This is a genomic window from Streptomyces sp. NBC_00435, assembly GCF_036014235.1.
In the GTDB taxonomy this organism is placed as follows: Bacteria; Actinomycetota; Actinomycetes; order Streptomycetales; family Streptomycetaceae; genus Streptomyces.
This window is the reverse complement of the sequence record NZ_CP107924.1, coordinates 560,144-581,848: the sequence shown is the minus strand read 5'-3', so window position 1 is coordinate 581,848 and position 21,705 is coordinate 560,144. Positions and strand designations below refer to the sequence as shown.

Annotated in this window: 18 protein-coding genes; 14 read left to right on the top strand and 4 right to left on the bottom strand. The window is 72.2% G+C overall.

Features of this window, described 5'->3' with window-relative positions:
* Positions 1–3: 3 nt before the first annotated feature.
* Both OG389_RS02640 and OG389_RS02635 read left to right on the top strand, forming a co-directional pair.
* Entirely contained in the window at positions 4–1,293 is a 1,290-nt protein-coding gene (locus OG389_RS02640) for an alkaline phosphatase family protein (protein WP_328296810.1), read from the top strand.
* A gap of 11 nt (positions 1,294–1,304) precedes the next feature.
* Positions 1,305–2,600, top strand: a complete 1,296-nt coding sequence (locus OG389_RS02635) for an MFS transporter (RefSeq protein WP_328296809.1) — start codon at positions 1,305–1,307, stop codon at positions 2,598–2,600.
* A 51-nt stretch (positions 2,601–2,651) separates the two neighbouring features.
* Here OG389_RS02635 and OG389_RS02630 read toward each other — a convergent pair whose 3' ends face one another.
* A complete protein-coding gene (locus OG389_RS02630) occupies positions 2,652–3,944 on the bottom strand; it encodes an MFS transporter (protein WP_328296808.1) in 1,293 nt (430 codons plus the stop codon).
* A 97-nt stretch (positions 3,945–4,041) separates the two neighbouring features.
* Here OG389_RS02630 and OG389_RS02625 point away from each other — a divergent pair, with 97 nt between their 5' ends.
* Positions 4,042–6,075, top strand: coding sequence for a prolyl oligopeptidase family serine peptidase (locus OG389_RS02625; RefSeq protein ID WP_328296807.1), 2,034 nt, complete (start codon positions 4,042–4,044; stop codon positions 6,073–6,075).
* Positions 6,076–6,099: 24 nt separating this feature from the next.
* Here the strand turns inward: OG389_RS02625 and OG389_RS02620 are convergent, their stop codons facing one another.
* Together OG389_RS02620 and OG389_RS02615 are read right to left on the bottom strand one after the other, a co-directional pair.
* Positions 6,100–7,791 (bottom strand): flavin monoamine oxidase family protein, encoded by a 1,692-nt coding sequence (locus OG389_RS02620; protein ID WP_328296806.1) that lies wholly within the window; start codon positions 7,789–7,791, stop codon positions 6,100–6,102.
* Between the two features lie 144 nt (positions 7,792–7,935).
* Entirely contained in the window at positions 7,936–8,631 is a 696-nt protein-coding gene (locus OG389_RS02615; protein WP_328296805.1) for a TetR/AcrR family transcriptional regulator, read from the bottom strand.
* Between the two features lie 129 nt (positions 8,632–8,760).
* On the opposite strand from OG389_RS02615, the gene OG389_RS02610 reads away from it, so the two are divergent.
* From OG389_RS02610 to OG389_RS02565, 10 genes are all read left to right on the top strand, one after another.
* Positions 8,761–10,455, top strand: a complete 1,695-nt coding sequence (locus OG389_RS02610; protein ID WP_328296804.1) for an amidohydrolase — start codon at positions 8,761–8,763, stop codon at positions 10,453–10,455.
* A 73-nt stretch (positions 10,456–10,528) separates the two neighbouring features.
* Positions 10,529–12,217, top strand: a complete 1,689-nt coding sequence (locus OG389_RS02605) for an ABC transporter substrate-binding protein (RefSeq protein WP_328296803.1) — start codon at positions 10,529–10,531, stop codon at positions 12,215–12,217.
* Entirely contained in the window at positions 12,214–13,182 is a 969-nt protein-coding gene (locus OG389_RS02600) for an ABC transporter permease (RefSeq protein WP_328296802.1), read from the top strand. The genes OG389_RS02605 and OG389_RS02600 overlap by 4 nt, the downstream gene beginning before the upstream one ends.
* Positions 13,179–14,066, top strand: a complete 888-nt coding sequence (locus OG389_RS02595) for an ABC transporter permease (protein ID WP_328296801.1) — start codon at positions 13,179–13,181, stop codon at positions 14,064–14,066. The genes OG389_RS02600 and OG389_RS02595 overlap by 4 nt, the downstream gene beginning before the upstream one ends.
* Entirely contained in the window at positions 14,066–15,040 is a 975-nt protein-coding gene (locus tag OG389_RS02590; protein WP_328296800.1) for an ABC transporter ATP-binding protein, read from the top strand. The genes OG389_RS02595 and OG389_RS02590 overlap by 1 nt, the downstream gene beginning before the upstream one ends.
* Before the next feature lie 113 nt (positions 15,041–15,153).
* Positions 15,154–15,978, top strand: a complete 825-nt coding sequence (locus OG389_RS02585) for an ABC transporter ATP-binding protein (protein WP_328303470.1) — start codon at positions 15,154–15,156, stop codon at positions 15,976–15,978.
* Positions 15,979–16,263: 285 nt separating this feature from the next.
* Positions 16,264–17,058: an ABC transporter substrate-binding protein gene (locus OG389_RS02580; protein WP_328303468.1), complete on the top strand. Its 795-nt coding sequence runs from the start codon at positions 16,264–16,266 to the stop codon at positions 17,056–17,058.
* Positions 17,025–17,855 carry an amino acid ABC transporter permease gene (locus OG389_RS02575; protein WP_443059195.1) on the top strand — a complete coding sequence of 277 codons (831 nt, stop codon included), beginning with the start codon at positions 17,025–17,027 and terminating at the stop codon, positions 17,853–17,855. The genes OG389_RS02580 and OG389_RS02575 overlap by 34 nt, the downstream gene beginning before the upstream one ends.
* A 7-nt stretch (positions 17,856–17,862) precedes the next feature.
* A complete protein-coding gene (locus tag OG389_RS02570; protein WP_443059194.1) occupies positions 17,863–18,696 on the top strand; it encodes an amino acid ABC transporter ATP-binding protein in 834 nt (277 codons plus the stop codon).
* Between the two features lie 222 nt (positions 18,697–18,918).
* On the top strand, positions 18,919–20,034 hold the full coding sequence (locus OG389_RS02565; protein WP_328296797.1) for a mechanosensitive ion channel family protein: 1,116 nt from the start codon (positions 18,919–18,921) through the stop codon (positions 20,032–20,034).
* An 18-nt stretch (positions 20,035–20,052) separates the two neighbouring features.
* On the opposite strand, the gene OG389_RS02560 is transcribed toward OG389_RS02565, so the two are convergent.
* Positions 20,053–21,240, bottom strand: coding sequence for a low temperature requirement protein A (locus OG389_RS02560; protein ID WP_328296796.1), 1,188 nt, complete (start codon positions 21,238–21,240; stop codon positions 20,053–20,055).
* 203 nt (positions 21,241–21,443) lie between these two features.
* Between OG389_RS02560 and OG389_RS02555 the strand changes: the two genes are divergently transcribed.
* Positions 21,444–21,695, top strand: a complete 252-nt coding sequence (locus tag OG389_RS02555; protein ID WP_328296795.1) for an EF-hand domain-containing protein — start codon at positions 21,444–21,446, stop codon at positions 21,693–21,695.
* Positions 21,696–21,705: the final 10 nt, after the last annotated feature.

The window sequence follows — 21,705 nt, the reverse complement described above, 5'->3', positions numbered from 1 at the left end:
GCCATGCCCGTCCGTCCCTCGACAACCAGGCCGACGGCGAAGGCGAGACACCGGGTCCACCGGTCCGCACTCTTCGCCGGACTCGGCGCACTCGGTCTACTGGGCGCCTTCACCATCGCCAACTCCGAGGCCGCAGTGGGTGGTTCCACCGCCCTCGCGAACGCGGCCGCACTGCCGGCGTACGACCACGTGGTCGTCGTCGTGTACGAGAACAAGCAGTACGGCGAGGTCATCGGCAGCGCCAACGCCCCGTACGTCAACCAGCTCGCGGGCGGCGGCGCGAGCCTGACCGGGATGAAGGCGCTCACCCACCCCAGCCAGCCGAACTACTTCAACCTCTTCTCCGGCGGCACCCAAGGCATTACCGGGGACAGTTGCTACACCCCGCAGTCGATGACGGCGGCCAACCTCGGCCAGGAACTGATCGCGGCCGGGAAGACCTTCGCCACGTACAACGAGGACCTGCCCGCCGAGGGTTCCACGGCCTGCACCAACGGCCAGTACGCGCAGAAGCACAACCCGTGGTTCGCCTTCAAGAACGTGCCGCTGAACACCGGGAAGACCTGGGCCCAGTTCCCGCAGGGCAATTTCGCCGCGCTGGCGAACCTGTCGTTCGTGGTGCCCAACCAGTGCAACGACATGCACTCCTGCTCGGTCGCCACGGGTGACACCTGGACGCGGAACAACCTCGACGCCTACGCCCAGTGGGCCAAGGCCAACAACAGTCTCCTGGTGCTGACCTGGGACGAGGACAACTACCTCGGCTCGAACCAGATCGCCACCGTCTTCTACGGGGCGAAGGTCAAGACGGGCACCTACGCCACGGCCTTCAACCACCACCACCTGCTGCGCACCTTCGAGGACCTGTTCGGTACGGCGACACACGCGGGGAACGCGGCCAACGTCCAGCCGATCAGCGAGGTGTTCGGCGGCTCCACGGATCCCACCCCGACCCCGACCCCCACGCCGACCCCCACGCCGACTCCCACCCCGACACCCACACCCACGCCGACACCCACCCAGACTCCAGGTGAGCTGAAGCTGGTCAACCCCGGCCCCCAGAGCTGCAAGTTCAACCAGAGCTGCACCATCCAGCTCACCACCACCGGCGCGAAGCCCCCCGTCCGCTACACCGCCACCGGACTCCCCTGGGGCCTGACCCTCGACACCAACACCGGACGCATCACCGGCAAACCCTGGGCCACCGGAACCATCCAGATCACCGCCACCGCCACCGACACCACCAACACCACCGCGACCACCACCTTCCCCCTCACCCTCAACTGGTTCTGAGAGAGGCACCCGTGTACCTGTCGACCAGCCGTGCGGCGGACATCACTGCGGACCCCGCATCCCCCGCCGCCCCGAAGGGCCCCGTGCGGGCCGTCCCCGGCACGGTGTTCGCGCTCGGCCTGGTCAGCCTGTTCACGGACGTCTCCGCGGAGATGGTCACCGCCGTCCTGCCCCTGTACCTGGTGGCCGGACTCGGGATGTCCCCGCTCGCCTTCGGCGCCCTGGACGGGTTGGGCCAGGGCGCCACCGCGCTGCTGCGCCTCGTGGGCGGACGGGTCTCGGACCGTACCCACCGCCGCAAGCTCGTCGCCGGCACCGGATACGCGCTCTCCGCCGCGTGCAAGGCGGCCCTCCTGGCGGTCACCGCCCCCTGGTCCGTGGCGGTGGTTCTCGCCGCCGACCGGACCGGCAAGGGACTGCGCACCGCACCGCGCGACGCGCTGATCTCACTGTCCTGCCCGCCGGGGGAGCAGGGCCGGGCCTTCGGCGTGCACCGCGCGATGGACACCACCGGGGCGCTGCTGGGGCCACTGGCGGCGTTCGGGGTGCTGTGGGCGGCGGTGGACGGCTACCCGGCCGTCTTCACCGTGAGCTGCTGCTTCGCGGTGCTGGGGGTGGTGGTACTGGCCCTGTTCGTACGAGAGACCGCCGACCCGGCCCCGGCCCCGGCTCCGAACCGGGCCCCCGCGGCGGTAGCCGGGCCGCCCGTGGTCCGGACCCTCCTGAGGATTCCGGGCCTGCGGCGGCTCTGCCTGACCGCCGCCGTACTCGGCCTGTTCACCGTCGGCGACTCCTTCCTCTACCTCCTGCTCCAGCGGCGCCTGGACCTGTCGGCCGCCTGGTTCCCGCTGCTGCCCGTCGGCACCGCGGCCGTGTTCCTCCTCGCCGCCGTGCCGGTCGGCAGGCTCGCCGACCGGCTGGGACGCCACCGGGTCTTCCTCGGCGGACACCTGCTGCTGTTCGGCGCCTGCCTGCTGCTCCTGGTCCCGCTTCCGTCCGGTCCGGCGTTCTTCCCCGGGGTGGAGCGGGTCCTGGGGGTCCTCGCGCTGCTCGGCCTGTTCTACGCGGCCACCGACGGCGTGCTGATGGCCGCGGCCGGACCCCTGCTGCCCGCCGGGCTGCGGACCACCGGACTCGCGGTGCTCCAGACCGCGCAGGCCCTCGCGCGCTTCGCGGGTTCCCTGCTGTTCGGGGCGGGCTGGACCCTGTGGGGCCCGGGCCCGGCGCTGGCCGCGGCGGCCGGCGGTCTGCTGCTGGCCCTGACCGCCACGGCCGCGCTCACCGGCCGACGCCCCGGCGACACCTGACCGGCCCCGCCCCGCCCACCCCGACGGCCGGCTCCGCGCTGCCCGTCCCGGTCAGGCCGCCGCCCCGCTCGGCTGCGCCGCCTTCTCGGCCCGGCGGCGCAGCGCGTCCTCGTCCGTGTCCGCGTCGTAGGACAGCAGCTTCGGCAGCAGGGCCGCCAGTGCGGCCACCGAGGCCACGCAGAGCAGGCCTCCGCTCCAGAAGGCCGTACGGGTACCGGTCCAGCCGGCCATCGTGCCCGCCCGGACTTGGCCGAGCTGCGGGCCGACGCTGTACGAGAGCACCTCGATGCCCGCGAGCCGGCCCCGCAGTTCCTCGGGGATCGTCTGGTTCCAGATGGTGGCGCGGGCCAGCCCGCTCAGCATGTCGCCCGCGCCGGCGGCCGCGAGGCAGAGCAGCACGAGCCAGATGTCCGCGGACCAGCCGGCGGCCGCCACCGCCAGACCCCACACCGCCGCCCCGCACACCACCAGCAGCCCGTGCCGGCGTACCCGCGAGACCCAGCCGCTGGTCAGCCCCAGCAGCATCGATCCCACCGCGCCCGCCGCGTACATCAGACCCAGCGCCCACACGGCGTCGAGCTCGTCCGCGAGGAAGGGGAAGAGGGCATTGGGGAACGCGAAGAGCATCGCCGCCAGGTCCACGGCGTACGTGCCGAGCAGCACGGGCCGACTCCACGCGTACCGCGCGCCCTCGGCGATCCCGCGCAGCGACGGACGCTCGGCGCCCCGCGCGGGCGGTGCCGGACTCAGGCGCAGGCAGAGCAGCACGGAGATGAGGAAACCCGCGACGGTGAGCGAGTACGCCGCGCCGTAACCGGCGTACGCGACGACCAGCCCGGCCAGGGCCGGGCCCGCGATCGCACCGAACTGGTAGCGCAGTCCGTTGAGCGCGGCGGCCGCGGTCAGCTGGTCGTGCGGCACGATCCGGGCCATCAGCGAGTCCAGGGCCGGCCGCTGGAGCCCGGTCAGCGCCGAGACACCGGCCGCGACCACGTACAGCGGCCACAGCTGCGGACGGGGCAGCGCAGAGTTCACCAGCAGGACCACGGCGAGCAGCCCGAGCCCGGCCTCGGTCAGCAGGATCATCCGGCGCCGGTCGACGGCGTCGGCGAGGGCGCCCCCGTACAGGCCGAAGACCACCAGCGGGAGCAGTTCCACCGCGCCCATCGCACCGACCGCGAGCGGAGAGTCCGTGAGGTGCTTGATCTGCAGCGGCAGCGCGATCATCGCCATGAACGAGCCGAAGTAGGTGACCGTCCCCTGGTAGAACAGCAGCCGGAAGTCGCGGCTGGACCGCCACGGGGCGAGGTCGGGGAGTACGGAGGCCGGACGGGATGTGCTCACGAGAGGCCATCGTCCGCGTCCGGACGGTCCGGGACAAAGGGTTTTCCGTCCCCGGCGGGTGATTCGCGGCCGTCCGCCGATCCTGCACAATCGGCGGATGAGCGAAGAAGACCCCTACCTCTGGCTGGAAGACGTGACCGGCGAGGCCGCCCTGGGCTGGGTGCGTGAGCGCAACGACGAGACGGTGTCCGCGCTGACCGCGGACCCCGGCTTCAAGGTGCTGGAGTCGGGGATCCGCGAGGTCCTCGACGACGACGGCAGGATCCCCTACGCGCGCCGGCGCGGCCGCCACCTCTACAACTTCTGGCAGGACGCCGACCACGTGCGCGGCCTGTGGCGGCGCACCACGCTGGAGGAGTACCGCAAGGAGCGCCCCGCATGGGAGCCGGTCCTCGACCTGGACGCGCTCGCGGCGGCCGAGGGGGAGAAGTGGGCCTGGGCGGGCAGCGCCGTTCTGGCCCCCGACCACCGCCATGCCCTGGTCATGCTGTCGAGGGACGGCGCGGACGCCTGCGTGGTGCGCGAGTTCGACCTGGAGACGCTGGAGTTCGTCGAGGGCGGGTTCGAGGTCGCGGAGGCCAAGACCCGGATCGGCTGGATCGACCGGGACCGGGTCTGGATCGGGACGGACTTCGGCCCCGGCTCGATGTCCGGGTCCGGCTACCCCCTCCAGGTGCGCCGCTGGCGGCGGGGCACGCCCCTGGAGACGGCGGAAACGGTCTACGAGGGCCGGCCCTCGGACCTTTCCGCCTCCGGATGGCACGACGACACCCCCGGTTTCGAACGGGACTTCGTCCACCGGCAGATCGACTTCTGGAAGCAGGAGCTGCTCCTCCTCCCCGCCGACGGGAGCGACGCCGCGCCCACGAAGATCGAGGTACCGGACGACGCCAGTGCCTCCGTCCACCGCGAGTGGCTGATCGTCGCCCCGAAGTCGCCCTGGCTCGGCCACGCGGCGGGCAGTCTGCTCGCCTTCGACTTCGAGGCCTTCCGGGCGGGCGGGCGCGAGGCGGCGGTGCTGTTCGCCCCGGACGAGCACACCTCGCTGGCCGGCTGGAGCTGGACCCGCCACCACCTGATCCTCACCACCAGCGCCGACGTCTCCTCCCGGCTGCAGATCCTGACCCCCGGGGCCGGCCCCGACGGCTGGAGCCGTGCGCCGCTGGCCGGGGTACCGCCGCTGTCCACGGCCTCCGTCACCGGCACCGACCCGGACGTGGGCGACGAGTTCTTCCTGAACGTCGCGGGCTTCCTCCAGCCGTCCACCCTCTACCGGGGCACGGCGCCGGCGGGCGCCGACGAGAGCGTCAAGCAGGGCCCGGCCCTCTTCGACACCGAGGGCCTCACGGTCCGCCAGTACTTCGCGGCCTCCGCCGACGGCACGAGGGTGCCGTACTTCGTCGTCGGCCCCGAGGAGCGCACCGGCCCCGGGCCCACCCTGCTCTACGGGTACGGCGGCTTCGAGGTCTCCATGGTCCCGGGCTACAGCGCCGTCACCGGCCGGGCCTGGCTCGCGCGCGGCGGGACCTACGTGGTCGCGGGCATCCGGGGCGGACACGAGTACGGGCCCGGCTGGCACAAGGCGGCCCTCGGGGCGAACCGGGTACGGGCCTACGAGGACTTCGCGGCCGTCGCCCGGGACCTCGTCGCCCGCGAGGTCACCACCCCGGCGCAGCTCGGCATCGAGGGGGGCAGCAACGGCGGGCTGCTCATGGGTGCGATGCTCACCCGCGAGCCCGGACTGTTCGGCGCGGTAGTCGCCCACGTGCCGCTGCTGGACATGCTGCGCTTCCACAAGCTGCTCGCCGGAGCCAGCTGGATCGCCGAGTACGGGGATCCCGACGACCCGGCCGACCGGCCCCACCTGGAGCGGATCTCCCCGTACCACCAGGTCCGGGCGGACGGGCCCCCGTACCCGCCGCTGCTCCTGCTGACCTCGACCCGCGACGACCGCGTCCACCCCGGCCACGCCCGCAAGATGGCCGCCCGCCTGCGGGAGCACGGGCATCCGGTCCTCTTCCACGAACACCTCGGCGGCGGCCACGCGGGCGCCACCGACCACGGGCAGACCGCCTTCAACGAGGCGCTCGTCCACACCTTCCTGTGGGAGCGGCTGACCCCGCCGAGGTGAGCGGACGGCGCGATCGGGCCGGGATCAGATCTGGCGGACGATCTCACCCGCGACGCGTTCGCCGGAGGCGACCGCCGCGTTCAGGGTGGAGTTCTCCACGTCCGTGTGCTCGCCCGCGAAGTGGATCCGGCCTTCCTGGAGGCCCTCGCAGCCGGCGATCGAGGTGTACTGGCCGACCTTGTAGTAGTGGTACGCACCGCGCTGCCAAGGCGCCCGCGACCAATGGTCCTCGTACGCCTTCCCGGTGTACGCGGCACTGGTGCCCGGGTACACGTGCTCGACCTGCGAGAGGAACCGGTCGACGTCCCCGGCGGGCGCGGGGCCGTGCGCGGCTCCGGTGAGGGTGTCGCGGGCGGCGTTCCCGCCGGGGAAGTTCACCAGGAGCGCCGGCGAGCTGGTCGGGCCCAGGGCGACCGAGCCGTCCCAGGCCGTCTGGTACCCGAGCGGGCCGGTGTTGCTGATGCCGTTGTACCCGAGCCGCGGCCAGGTCTTGGCCGAGAGCTCGGTGACCAGCTTCGCGTTCTGCCCCATGCCCTGCTCCCGGACGGCGGTCAGCTTGCGGGCGGACAGACCGGCCCCGGAGAGGTCGACGTCGCGCAGCGTGCTGAAGGGCAGGGCCAGCACCACGTGGTCGGCGGACACCGAGACGGTGCTGCCGCCGTGGTCGAAGGTGCAGGTGTACGAGCCGTTGCCGGCGCGGCGCAGTGCGACGAGCCGGTGGCCCTGCCGTACCGTCCCGGCCGGCAGCTGCGCCGCCATCCCGCTGACCAGCTGGTCGTTGCCGCCGGTCAGGTGGTACTTCTCGTCGAAGCCGCCACCCCCGAAGGCGGAGGAGGCGCCGAGGAAGCCGATCATCCCGAGCGCCGAGGCCTCGGCGGGCTCGCCGCCCGACTGGAGCTGGAGGGACCGGATCAGCTGGCCGAGCCGGGAATCGGGGGACAGTCCCGTCTCCTCGAGGTAGTCGAGGCAGGAGAGGTGGTCCAGCCGGTACGCCTCCGGGGTCCAGCTGTCGTACCGCGCCGTGCCGGCGGCTGCGTAGGAGGCGCTGAACGCGTCGTAGGCGGAGGCGATCCAGTCGTCCTGCTGCTGGAGCCCTGGGTAGGAGCCGCCGTTGATCCAGGCGGCGTAGTCCCCGGCGTTCAGTGCGCCGCCGTTCGCGAGCTCCCGCCGCAGGCCCAGGTCGCGGGCCAGGCCGAGGACCGCGGTGTCGGTGGAGCTGATGAAGGAACCGCCGTGCTCGTGGACGGCGCCGCCGGAGAAGAAGCCGCGCAGGGACCAGCAGCGGCCCCCGATGTGCGTGGTGTCCGCTTCGTAGACGGTGGTGGCGACCGGGGAGGCCCGGTTCCACAGGCGGTGCGCGCAGCGCAGTCCCGCCAGTCCCGCGCCGACGATCACGATGCGCGGGGCGGCGGGACCGGTGGCGGCCGCCGCGCCGCGCGGGAGGAGCAGGCCGCCGGGCAGCGCCGCGGCGGCGGCCAGCGCGCCCGCCGCGCCGAGCACCCGGCGGCGGCTCGGCGCGGGGGAGGGGGCGGTGGAGTCCGGTCCCCCGGCGCGGCGGGCGCGCGTGCGGCGGGTGTTCTCGGTGCGCCGGGTCTGTTCGCCGACGACCTCGGCCACGGGCATGCCCCGGCGGCGGGCTTCGGCGTGTACGGAGAAGGCGAGGCGGAGCGGGTCGGGGATGCCGGCGCGATTGGCCGACTGGTGCACGTGGTGCATGAGATCCCTCTTCTCGAAATCCTGCGGAGACGGCATGGACTCGGGCTGAGGGGGAGTGAACCGGTGGCGCAACGCCGTTGTCAACGGTGTTGCGCCACTTTGTGCGAGCGGGGGTACGGCAGGGCGTGCGGTCGGGGGTGAGGGCTACGCTCCGCGCAGGGTCCGGACCCGCGTCTCGATGGCGGTGATCAGGGCCTCGACCCTGGCCTCGAAGATCTGCTCGTCCGTCACCTCGGCCAACTGGCCGCTCAGTCTGGTGATGTGGGGAAATCCCCCGGGGTCGACCAGGCGGTACTCGCGGTTCCAGGAGGACTCGTCGGCGGCCCGGACGTCCGGGTCGAACAGGAGGTAGGCGGCGCGCTGGCCGACGTAGGCGAGGAGGGAGTCGCCGACCATCCGGTAGTGGACGGCCGCTTCGGCCCCTTCGAGGCCGGCCTCCGTCACCGCGCCGAGGATCAGCTCGACGACGCGGAACTCGTTGGGCCTGCGGGTGGTCCGGCTGGCCATGGTCGAGCCCACCACCGGGTACCTGAGTGCGACTTCGAGGGAGCCGTCGGCGAGTGCCCGCAGTCGGTCCTTCCAGTCGAGCCCCTCGGGGATGCGGTCGAGCACCTCGCCGAGGGTGCGGTCGGCGACGGACAGCAGCAGCTCGTCCTTGTCGCGGAAGTGCCGGTAGATCGCCGTCGGGTCGGCGCCGAGCTCCTCGCCGAGACGTCGGACGGTGAAGGCGTCCTCGCTGCCGCGAGCCGCGATGCGCAGGCTCGCTTCGATGATCGCGTCGGGTGTGAGCTGGCTGCCCGCGCGCTTGGTCCGGGCGGGTGTGTCGGATGACTTCGGCATGGTGGAGCCAGTGTATCGATTTGGAACAGACGCAGCGCAACACCGTTGACAACATTGTTGCGCTCCCGTTCACTCCTCCTCAACGAACAAGCCGTGCGGGTCTGACCCGCCGAGCCGGAGGATGCGTCGATGGGCAACACCAGGCAGCCGGTCAAGCAGCGGGCCGACACCGTCTTCGTAGGAGGGCGGGTCTTCACCGGAACCTCTCCCACGCCGGTCGACGCGGCCGTCGCCGTCGGGGGCGGCCGGATCCTCGCCGTCGCCGACGAGGCCACCGTGCGCTCCCTCGCGGACGCCGGCACCGAGGTCGTCGACCTCGCGGGCGGGCTGCTGATCCCCGGATTCCAGGACGCCCACGTCCACCCCGTGGTGGCCGGCGTACAGATGCTCGGCTGCGACCTGAGCGACGAGCGCACCATCGACGGCTACCTCGCGGTGGTCGCCGCGTTCGCCAAGGCGCACCCGGACGCGCCCTGGATCCGCGGCGGCGGCTGGTCGATGGACGTCTTCCCCGGGGGCACACCGACCCGCGCCATGCTCGACGCGGTGGTCCCGGACCGGCCCGTCCTGCTCACCAACCGGGACGGCCACGGAGCCTGGGTCAACACCCGCGCGCTCCAGGTCGCCGGCGTGGACAGCACCACCCCCGACCCGGCCGACGGCCGCATCGAGCGCGAGAGCGACGGAACCCCCGCCGGCACCCTCCAGGAGGGAGCCGTGGAGCTCGTGGCGGACCACGTGCCCATCGCGACTCCCGACGAGGCCCTCGCCGGCCTGCTCGCCGCACAGGAGCACCTGCTCTCCCTCGGAGTGACCAGCTGGCAGGACGCCATGATCGGCGCCTTCCCCGGCAACCCCGACAACTACGGCGTCTACCTGCGCGCCGCCAGCGAGGGCTCCCTGCGCGCCCGCGTCGTCGGCGCCCTGTGGTGGGACCGCGAGCGCGGCCTGGAGCAGATACCCGAGCTGGAGGAGCGCCGCGGCAACGGGCAGGTGGGCCGCTTCAACGCCACCAGCGTGAAGATCATGCAGGACGGCATCGCCGAGAACTTCACGGCCGGCATGCTGGAGCCCTACCTCGACGGCTGCGGCTGCGCCACCGGCAACTCCGGGCTCAGCTTCATCGATCCCCAGGTGCTCACCGACGCGGTGTCCCGGCTCGACCGCTCGGGCTTCCAGATCCACTTCCACGCACTGGGGGACCGGGCCGTGCGCGAGGTGCTGGACGCCCTCGCCGAGGCCCGCGCGGCCAACGGCGCCAACGACAACCGCCACCACCTCGCCCACCTCCAGGTCGTCCACCCCGACGACATCGGGCGCTTCGCGGACCTGGACGCCGCCGCCAACATCCAGGCGCTGTGGGCCGCCCACGAACCGCAGATGGACGAGCTCACGATCCCCTTCCTCGGACCGGAACGGGCCCGGTTGCAGTACCCGTTCGGGGACCTCCAGCGCGCCGGGGCCCGCCTCGTGGCGGGCAGCGACTGGTCGGTCAGCAGCCCCAACCCGCTGTGGGGCATCCACGTCGCCGTCAACCGGTCCGTACCCGACGAGGCCCCCAACTCGCCCGGGACGTTCGAACCGATGGCCCCCTTCTTCCCCGAGCAGGCCCTGACCCTCTCCCAGGCCCTCACCGCCTACACCGCCGGCAGCGCGTGGGTGAACCACCTCGACGGGGTCACCGGAACCGTCCAGGAGGGCAAGTACGCGGACCTCGTCGTCCTCGACCGGGATCCCTTCGCCCACCCCCCGATGGAGATCGCCGACACCCGCGTGCTCCGCACGTACATCGACGGCGAACTGGTCTTCGCCGCCACCGACTGAGGTCCCACCGGCCGGGCCGCCACCGGCCGGGCGTCACCCACCCCACCGAGCTCATCCCTCAGGGAGTCAGACGATGTCATCAGCCCGATCGGGATCCCCGCTGCTCCGCGGCAGCCGAAGCCGCAGCCGCTCCCGCATCCGTCACACCGTGGCGGCCGCCCTCGCCGCGGCCGCCGTGCTCGTCACGAGCGCGTGCAGCGGCACCGCACAGCCGGCCAAGGACCAGGCCGCCGCCTACAAGCTCACGGACAGGACGCCCGCGGCCGTCGGCGGCGTGGACTCCTTCACCTGGTCCCTCTACGCCGAGCCGACCACCATCGACTACGCCTACTCGTTCGATTTTCCGCCCAACCAGATCCTCGCCAACGTCTGCGAGAGCCTGCTGCGCTGGAACCCCGACCTGACGACCTCGCCGAACCTGGCGGCCTCGTACACCAACCCCACGCCCACCACCTGGGTCTACCAGATCCGTCCCGGCGTGAAGTTCCACGACGGGACGGCGCTCACCGCCGACGACGTCGTCGCCTCGCTCCGCCGCAACCTCGACCCCGGGACGGCCAGCGTCTGGGCCAACCAGTACAAGAACGTGAAGTCCATCGACAGGACCGGACCGATGGAAGTCACCGTCACCCTGACCGAGCCGGACTCCACCTTCAACAAGTACCTGGCCGCCAGCCCCGGCACCGTGGAGTCCGCCGCCACCCTCGCCAAGTCAGGCAAGGACTACGGCAATCCGCAGACCGGCGTGAACTGCACCGGCCCCTTCTCCTTCGGGTCCTGGACCTCCGGCCAGTCGCTCACGCTCAAGCGGTTCGACGGCTACTGGAACCAGGAACTGAAGGCCAAGTCCGGCCAGGTGAAGTTCGTCTTCCTCGCCGACGCCACCACCCGCGTCAACGCCTTCCAGAGCGGCGAGGTGGACGGCGGCTGGATGGTCCCGCCGAACGCCTACGCCCAACTCGGCTCCACCGGGGCCGGAAAGCTCTACTTCGGCCGCAACACCACCGTCGCCGACGAGGTGGTCAGCAACCTCAAGGGCCCCCTCGGCGACCCCCGCGTCCGCCAGGCCCTGCTCATGGCCATCGACCGCAAGGGCATCGTCAAGGCCGGGGCGGGCGGGGTCGGCGAGGTCTCCGACTCGCTCACCACCGACACCCTCTGGGCAGACGCGCCGCCCGCCACCCGCGAGGCACTCCTGAAGGACCTGCCGAAGTACCCGTACGACCCGACCAGGGCCAAGGCGCTCGCCGCCCAGGCCGGGGTCGACGGCCAGAAGATCGTGATCGCGACCAGCCCCCTGGACTCCCAGACGACGATCATCACCCAGGCCGTCGCCCAGGCCGCCACGGCCATCGGCCTGAAGCCGCAGATCGACTCCGTCTCCGCCGAGAAGTACACGACCCTCTTCACCGACCCGGCGGCCCGCGAGGGCATCGACCTGTTCCTCACCTTCTGGTACACCTCCATCACCGACCCGCTGGACATGTTCGCCTCGCTGGAGACCGGCGCGTTCAGCAACTACGGCAACTGGTCCGACCCGGACTTCGACGCGGCCGTCGACCGGGCCGTCGGAGCCTACGACCCCGCCGAACACGCGGCCGCCAACGCCGAGGCGCAGAAGATCGCCACGCGCGAACTGCCCTGGCTGCCCCTGTACACCCAGCCCGTCAGCGTCTTCCTCGGCAAGCGGATCACCGGCGTCCAGCCCTCCATCGCCTACCTCTACTACCCGTGGGCGGCCGAGATCGGGGCCAAGGGATGACGGCCGCCCTCACCCGGGCCGCACGGGTGCTGCGCCGGCTGGCCGGCATGGCGGCGACCCTGCTCGTCACCTCCTTCCTCGTCTTCTCCTCCCTGTTCCTGGCGCCCGGGGACCCGGCCAGCTTCCTCACCAAGGGGCGCAGCCCCAGCCCCGAGCAGCTCGCCGAGATCCGCCGCCAGTACGGCTTCGACGAGCCGTTCCTGGTCCGCTACTGGAACTGGCTCGAAGGCGTCCTGCACGGCGACTTCGGCCGCTCCTACCTCTTCCACCAGGACGTCTCCTCGGTCATCTGGTCGCGCCTGCCCTCGTCCATGCTCCTGATCGGCGTGTCCGGTCTGATGATCGCGGTGTTCGGCATCGGCTCCGGCATCATCGGCGCGCTGCGCCGGGGCAGCCGCACCGACCGTTCCCTGATGCTCCTCGTGACGGTGGGCGCGGCCGCGCCCGCCTTCGTCGCCGCCCTCCTGCTGAGATCGGTGTTCGGGGTACAACTGGGCTGGTTCCCGACCATCGGCAACGGCGCCGGGGTGCTGGACCGGCTGCACCACGTGATCCTGCCGGCGGCGGCCCTGTCCGTGACCTTCACCGCCCTGGTGACCCGCGTGACCCGCTCGGCCATGCTCGACGAGCTGCGCCGCGAGCACGTGGAGGTCGCCCTGAGCCGGGGCACACCGCGCCGCACCGTCATCCGGCGCCACGTCCTGCGCAACGCGCTCGGACCGATCGTCACCGTCTCCGCGCTCCTGGTCTCCGGAATGCTGGTCAGCACCGCGATCGTGGAGACCGCCTTCGGGATGTCCGGCATCGGCTCCCTGCTCGTGCAGTGCGTGGACCAGCTGGACTTCCAGGTCGTCCAGGCCGTCGTGCTGCTGGTGGTGGCCGCGTTCGTCGTCGTCAACGCCCTCGTCGACCTCGTCCACCCACTGATCGATCCGCGCATGGCGGCGGCCGGGAGCGCCCGATGAGCACCCTTCCCGACCTGGGCACCAAGACCCGCACCCCGCGCATCCGGCGCGACCCGCTCGCCCGGCTGCGGCGCCTCGGCGGCAGCCGGCTCCAGCGGACCTGCCTGCTCCTGCTCGTCGTCTTCGTCCTGGTCGCGCTGCTCGGCCCCTGGATCGCCCCGCAGGACCCGACTTTCGGCCACCTCGGAGACACCCTCCTGGGGCCGGGCCCCGCCCACTGGCTGGGCACCGACCAGGGCGGCCACGACACCCTCTCGGCGCTCCTCGTCGGCACCCGGACCAGCCTGGCCGGACCGCTCGCCGTCGTCCTGTTCTCCACCCTCCTCGGTGTCGCCGTCGGCCTGTTCACCGCCTGGCGCGGCGGATGGATCGACACCGCCGCCGGCCGGGTGCTCGACGTCCTGTTCGCCTTCCCCGCGCTGCTCCTCGCGATCCTCGCGGTGGCCCTGTTCGGCAAGGGGATGACGGCGCCCGTGCTCGCCATGGCCATCGCCTACATGCCGTACACGGCGCGCCTAGTCCGGGGCCTGGCCGTACAGGAGAAGTCCCGGCCCTACATCGCCGCCTACCGGGTGCAGGGCCACTCGGCCCTCCATGTCACCGTCCGGCGGCTGCTGCCCAACATCGCGCCGACGCTGCTCGCCCAGTCGACGGTGAACTTCGGCTACGCGCTGCTCGACCTCGCCGCCCTCTCCTTCCTCGGGCTCGGCGTGCAGCCGCCCACCCCCGACTGGGGCGCCATGATCAACCAGGGGCAGGCCGCCGTCCTGCAGGGTCAGCCGCTGTCGGCGATCGCGCCGGCTGTGGCGGTCGTCCTGGTCGTCGTCGCCTTCAACGTCGTCGGGGAAGACCTCGGCGACCGCCTCGCGGGGAGGGACTCCTGATGACACTGCTCGCCTACGAAGACCTGCGCGTGACCCTCCCCGCGATGGCCCGCCCGGTCCTCGACGGGGTCGGCCTCACCGTGGCCGCCGGGGAAGTGGTCGCCCTCGTCGGCGAATCCGGGTCGGGGAAGTCCGTCACCGCCCGCGCCGCCCTCGGCCTCTTCCCGCACGGCGCCGAGATCGGCGGCCGGGTCAGCGTGGACGGCACCGATCTGGTCGGCGCCGGCCCCGCGAGCCTGCGCGAAGTCCGCACGAACAAGGCGGCGATGATCTACCAGGACCCCCGGGCCGCCATCAACCCGGTGCGCCGCGTAGGGGACTTCCTCACCGAACCGCTGCGCCTGGTCCACGGATGGTCCAGGGCACGGGCCGACGTGCGGGCGGCCGAACTGCTCGACGCGGTCGGCCTGCCCGATCCCGTCCGTCACCTGAACCAGTTCCCGCACGAGCTCTCCGGCGGCATGCTCCAGCGCGTCGTGATCGCCGCGGCCCTCACGGCCGAACCCCGGCTGCTGCTCTGCGACGAACCGACCACCGCCCTCGACGTGAGCACCCAGGCCGAGATCCTGGCCGTCCTGGGCCGGCTGCAACGCGAACGCGGCCTCGGACTGCTCCTCATCACCCACGACATCGAGCTCGCCGCCTCCGTCAGCGACCGGATCTACGTCATGTACGCGGGTCGCATCGTCGAGACGGCGCCCGTGGCGGAACTCTTCGACTCCCCCCGGCACCCCTACACCGCGGGGCTGCTCGGCTCCTCCCCGCCGCTCGCAGGCCCCCTCGCCCGCCTCACCCCCATCCCCGGCGCCCCGATGGGGCTGCTGGAGTCCCAGCCCGGGTGCGCCTTCGCACCCCGCTGCCGGTTCGCCGAACCCGGCCGCTGCGATCGGACCCCGCCGGAACTCGAGCGACACGGTCCGGCGGAGGTCGCCTGCCACCGCGTCGCCGAACTCACCCGCAAGGAGGACAGTTGACCACCGAGCCGAGCACCGACCCCGGACCGGGCACCGACGCCGCACCGAGCACGGACCCCGGACCGGGCACGGACCACGCACCGGGCACCGACACCGCACAGGAACTCCTCAGGGTGACCGGCCTGCGAAAGACCTACCGGACCGGCGGGACGGAGGTCGTCGCCGTCGATGACCTGTCGTTCTCCCTACGGGCGGGCGGGGCGCTCGGGATCGTCGGCGAGTCCGGTTCGGGGAAGACCACCACGGCCCGGATGCTGATCGGCCTGGAACGGCCCGACGCGGGCGAGATCCTGGTCCAGGGCAAGCCGTTGGCCGCCTCCGTACGGGGGAGGCCGGCCCGGCTCGCCCGCGCCAAGGCGGTCCAGATCGTCTTCCAGGACCCCTACCTGTCCCTGGACGCCCGGATCAGCATCGGCGCGACGGTCGACGGGGTGCTCCGCCTGCACGGCATGTCCGACCGTACGGCCCGGGCCGTACGGGTACGCGAGCTGCTGGCCCAGGTCGGGCTCGGCGACCGTGAGGCGGGCGCCCTGCCCCGCCGACTGTCCGGCGGCCAGCGCCAGCGCGCCGCGATCGCCCGGGCGCTGGCCGTCGAACCCGCCGTCCTGGTGCTCGACGAGGCGGTCTCCGCCCTGGACGTGTCCGTGCAGGCCCAGGTGCTCAACCTGCTCTCCGACATCCGCCGCGACACCGGCATCGGCCTGGTCTTCGTCAGCCACGACCTGGCCGTGGTCCGCTACGTCTGCGACGAGGCGCTCGTCATGTACCGGGGCCGCACGTTGGAACACCGCCCGGTCTCCGAACTCCTCACCGACCCCCACCACCCCTACACGCGACTGCTGCTGGCATCCGTGCCCCGTCCGGGCTGGGACCCCGACTCCATCAGCCGACGGCGCCGCGAACTGGATCCCCTGACGGCGCCGGCGACGGGGGCCTGACGCCGGGGCGGGGTCGTGGGCACCCTCCCTGGCCCGGCCCGGCGGAGCCGACACCTTGGCCGGCGGGCCGGTACCGCCGGGCGGCCGAACGATCATGGCCGGATCCACGCGGGTCCGCCCCGGCGCCCCCGGACGCATCGCTGAAGATCCCTCGACGGGCGCCGTCCGTGGCTTACGATCGCCGCGGTCGGTCCCGTCCCGTGATCGCCGCTCGACCCGCACTCGTGGAGGTCAACCGTGTTCCGGACGGCCAGAGGAAACCGCCCCCGCAGCAGCAGTCTCCGAATCCGCGTCGGTGCCGCGGCGGCGGGCGCCTTCCTCGTCGCGGGCTGTTCCTCCGGCGGCGACGGCCCGGGTGAGGCGGCCGGCGGAGTGCCCGTCGTGGAGAAGGGCAAGCTGACGACCTGCACCCACCTGCCCTATCCGCCGTTCCAGTTCGAGAAGGACGGCAAGGTCGTCGGTTTCGACGTGGCCCTGGTCGACCTGGTGGCCAGCCGCCTCAAGGTCGAGCAGAAGGTCCTCGACACCCCCTTCGAGAACTTCAAGACCGGCGCCTTCCTGAACTCCGGTGAGTGCGACCTCGCGGCCGCCGGCATGACGATCACCGACGAGCGCAAGAAGAACGTGGACTTCTCCGTCCCCTACTTCGACGCCACCCAGGCGCTGCTCGCCACCAGGAAGAGCGGCATCACCTCGCTCGCCGACCTCAAGGCGAAGTCGAAGAAGCTGGGCGCGCAGGCCGAGACCACCGGCGAGAGCTATGCCAAGGCACAGGGCTTCGACCCCGTCGCCTTCGAGAGCTCGGACGCGGTCCTCAACGGACTGCGCACCGGCCAGGTGGACGCGGTCGTCATCGACTACCCGGTGGTCCAGGGCTGGCTCAAGGACCCCAAGAACGCCGCCGAGTTCACCCTCGGACAGAACATCCAGACCGGCGAGCAGTACGGCTTCTCGGTGAAGAAGGGCAACACCGCCCTGCTGGCCGCGATCGACAAGGCCATCACCGACGCCAAGGCCGACGGCACCTACAAGAAGCTCTACGAGCAGTGGATCGGCCCGCTGCCCCAGGCCGCCCCGTGACCTCCCGGCTGACCCGGCGCCAGCGCCGCCGGGTCTCGCAGGGCATCCAGTACGCACTCTTCGCCGTCGTGCTGGTGCTGATCGTCTTCTACGCCGACTGGGGGAGGCTGCAGAACCAGTTCGCCCAGAAGGACCTGGCGCTGCGGCTCTTCCCGGAGATCATCACCACGGCACTGCGCAACACGGTGATCTACACGACCTCCGGGTTCCTCCTCGGCCTGGTCCTCGGCCTGGTCATCGCCATGATGCGGCTGTCCTCGGTGGCCCCGTACCGGTGGGTCGCCGGCGTCTACATCGAACTGTTCCGGGGCCTTCCGGCCCTGCTGATCTTCATCTTCGTGGGCGTGGCCGTGCCCCTGGCGTTCCCCGGTACGGAGATCCCGGGCGGCACCTACGGCAAGGTCGCGCTCGGTCTGGGACTGGTGGCCGCCGCCTATATGGCGGAAACGATTCGGGCCGGCATCCAGGCGGTACCCAAGGGGCAGATGGAAGCGGCCCGCTCGCTGGGCTTCTCGCACGCCCGCGCCATGGTCTCGGTCGTCATCCCACAGGCCTTCCGCATTGTCATCCCACCCCTCACCAACGAACTGGTCCTGCTCTTCAAGGACTCCTCGCTCGTGCTGTTCCTCGGTGTCACGCTGCAGGAGCGCGAGCTGACGAAGTTCGGGCGGGACCTCGCCAGCCAGACCGCCAACTCCACCCCCATCCTGGTCGCGGGCCTGTGCTACCTCCTGGTGACCGTGCCCCTGAGCTTCGTGGTGCGGCGCCTGGAGGCCCGCGCGGACAAGGCCGTGTGAGGAAGACATGCCACAGGAGGCTCCAGCGGTGGACAGGACGGCCACGGACGGCCCGGAGATCGAGATCCGCGGACTGCACAAGTCCTTCGGTACCAACCACGTCCTGCGCGGCATCGACCTCGAGATCGCCCGCGGTGAGGTGGTGTGCGTCATCGGGCCCTCAGGATCGGGCAAGTCGACGTTGCTGCGCTGTGTGAACCTGCTCGAAGAGCCCAGCGAGGGCCGGGTCTTCGTCGGCGGCACGGAGCTCACCGACCCGGACGTCGACATCGACGCCGTACGCCGCCGCATCGGGATGGTCTTCCAGCAGTTCAACCTCTTCCCGCACGTGAGCGTCACGGAGAACCTCACCCTGCCCCAGCGCCGCGTCCTGGGCAGGGGCAGGGCCGAGGCCGAGGCCGTGGCCCGGGAGAACCTCGCCCGCGTGGGCCTGTCCGACAAGTCCGGTGCGTACCCCGCCCAGTTGTCCGGCGGCCAGCAGCAGCGGGTGGCGATCGCCAGGGCCCTGTCCATGGGCCCGGAGGTGATGCTCTTCGACGAGCCGACCTCGGCGCTCGACCCCGAACTCGTCGGCGAGGTGCTGGCGGTGATGCGGATGCTGGCGGGCGAGGGCATGACCATGATGGTCGTCACCCACGAGATGAGCTTCGCCCGCGAGGTCGCGGACCGGGTCGTCTTCATGGACGGCGGGGTGATCGTCGAGGACGGCACGGCGGCCCAGGTGGTCGGGGATCCCCGGCAGGAGCGGACCAGGAGCTTCCTCAACCGGATCCTGGATCCGGCGGCGGCCGAGGCGCCCGGGGCCGGCGGTGGGAGCCCGGGGCCGGGCGGGGACGCCTGACCACGGCGGGCACCTGACCGGGCCGCGCGCCCACCCGGGCCCACCTGTGGTGCCGCGCTGCCCATGGGGCAGGATGGCAGCCCGTTCCGGATGCGCACGCATGCGCGAACGCGGCCCCACGCACGACGAACTGACAGGTGACAAGGTGACCACACCCCTCATACGGCGGCCGGCAGGGCCCGCCTCCGCTTCCCCGGTCCGGCGAGGGGCGGAGGCCGTCCGTTGAACCGGGAGCTCGTCCTGCACGACTGGCTGGTCGCCGGCATCGCGCTCGCCGCGGGCGGGTTCGCCGGGCTGCTCCTGCGCGCCCTCGTACGGTGGCTGGCCAAGCACGCCCTCAGGACCCGGTGGAGCGGCGACGACATCATCGTCGACGCGCTGCGCACCCTCGCACCGGCGGCGGCCGTCATCGCGGGCGCCGCCGTGGCCGCCTCGACGCTGCCCCTCAGTACGCGGGTCTCCGGCTGGGTGAACCACTCGCTGACCGCGCTCCTGATCCTCATGGCCACGATCGGCGCCGCCCGGGTCGTCGCCGGCCTCGTCCAGTCCGTGGCCCAGGCGCGGACGGGAGTGGCCGGATCCGCCACCATTTTCGTCAACATCACCCGGGTCGTGGTGCTCGCGATGGGCCTGCTCGTCGCCCTCGAATCCGTGGGCGTGTCCATCGCACCCCTGCTCACCGCCCTCGGCGTGGGCGGGCTGGCGGTCGCCCTGGCGCTGCAGGACACCCTCGCCAACCTCTTCGCGGGCGTGCACATCCTCGCCTCGAAGACGGTGCAGCCCGGTGACTACATCCGTCTGACGAGCGGCGAGGAGGGGTACGTCGTCGACATCAACTGGCGCAACACCGTGGTCCGCAACCTGTCGAACAACCTGGTGATCATCCCCAACGGGCGGCTCGCGCGCACCAACATGACCAACTTCACCCAGCCCGAGCAGCAGCTGTCGATCATGGTCCAGGTGGGAGTGGGCTACGAGAGCGACCTGGAGCACGTCGAGCGGGTGACCCTCGAGGTGGTCGACGGGGTGATGGCCGACATCAACGGCGCGGTCCCCGACCACGAAGGAGCCGTCCGCTTCCACACCTTCGCGGACTCCAGGATCAACTTCACGGTGATCCTGGGCGTCGGCGAGTTCAGCGACCAGTACCGGATCAAGCACGAGTTCATCAAGCGGCTGCACAGCCGGTTCCGGGCGGAGGGCATCTCGATCCCCGCACCCACCCGGACGGTCGCGCTCCACCAGGACGACTCCCGGCCCGCACCGGCCGCGGCGGCCGCGCCGGTCCCGCACCAGCGCGAGGCGCCGGTCCCGGCGCTTGCGGACGGCGGCCGGTAGCCGGCCGGGGCACGTTCCTCAGGAGGTACGCGCCGCCGCCGAGGTGCGGCGGCGCAGCAGCATCCTGGCGTAGAGCAGGTGCAGGATCGCCTCGCCGGCCAGGAGCAGGACGACCAGCCACGGTGCGAGGTGTCCGCCGCCCCACAGGACCAGCAGCGGGACACCGACACCGGGCACCGCCCACACGGCGACCGAGGCCGGGGAACGGCGGTAGCGCAGGGCGATGCACGCGTGGGCCGCGTGATAGGCGGCCAGTCCGCCGGCCAGGGCCCAGAGCGCGCCCGCCGGGAGGCGGGCGTGTCCGGAGTCCTCGACGGCGGTGGCCAGCCCGCCCGCCATGGACAGCACGCTCGCGGTCACGAAGAAGTGCAGGAAGCCCCCGACGTCACGGGCGAGGAGATAGCTCTCCCGGTCGTCGGCGGCCTCGAACATCAGCTCCGCGGAGGTCGCGCCGAAGTCGAAGTACGACCACCACAGCGCGGCGAGCAGGACGAACCCGAGGACGCCTACCGACCCCGCCCGCAGGGTCCACACGTGGTCGGCGGAGGTCACCAGCGCGATCACGGACTCGCCGAGCACGATGATGACGAACAGCCCCACCCGTTCCACCAGGTGCCCGGTGTCCAGCCGGTGCGGGACCCCGCCGCCGCGCGAGGTCAGCAGCAGCGCCATCTCGCCGGCGATCAGGACGGCCCACATGACGTACTGCCAGGGCGCCGGCACCGCGGCGGACACCGCCCACAGCAGGCCGGACGCCAGGCAGTAGCTCAGCGGACGCCAGCGCGGAACCCGCCCGGGCCCGGGAAGCCTGGTGGACGGCCACCACAGCCCGAGCAGCACCAGGCGGGTGCCCGCGTAGCCGAGGGCGTACACGGAGCTGCGGTCCCCGCCGGCCCCGGGAACGGCGGCGGCCATGACGGCGAGGCACAGCATGGCGCAGAGCATGAGCAGCCGACGGCGGGGACCGGTGTCCACGAAGAGGTTCGCCGAGACCGTGATGTTGATCCACAGCCACCAGGGCGGGAAGTACAGCGCGAGGAACACCGCGAAGTCCCGGAGCCCCGGGTCACCGTGGAGCTGGTGCGAGAGCTGCGCGGCGAGCGCCACGAAGACCAGGTCGAAGAAGAGCTCCAGCCAGTCGGCGTGCCGCCCCCCGTGCGGCTGCGCCCCGGCCTGCGGGGCTGTCCCCGCCTGAGGTGTTCCCATGCGTCCGCCCGGGTCCGTGCCGCGAGCGCGGCCTGCTTCCTCGTACGCGTATGACACCACGCGGTCCCGCCACCCGCCTCCGGTACCCGAGGCAGGGCACCGCCGACGGACGGCGAGGCGGCGCGTCATAGGCTGGCGCTGCGGCGGGACCCCCCGCCCCGCTCCCGCACACCGTCGCCCCTGTCGACCGAAAGGCCCATTTCATGAGCGAGAAGGCCCGCAAGCTCTTCGACGCACTCGACCTGAACAGCGACGGAGTCCTGACCCGCGTCGAGGTGATCACGGCCCTGCGGAGCAAGGGCCCCACCCTCGCCGCCGACGGCGACCTGCCGTTCTGGGGCGTGAGCGACGTGGACACCTCCTCGGCCCTCTTCGACCGGGCCAACCTGGACGGCGACGGCGTGCTGACCTTCGAGGAGTTCGAGCGCGAGGTCGACCGCCGCTTCGGCTGGTAGCCGCGAGCGG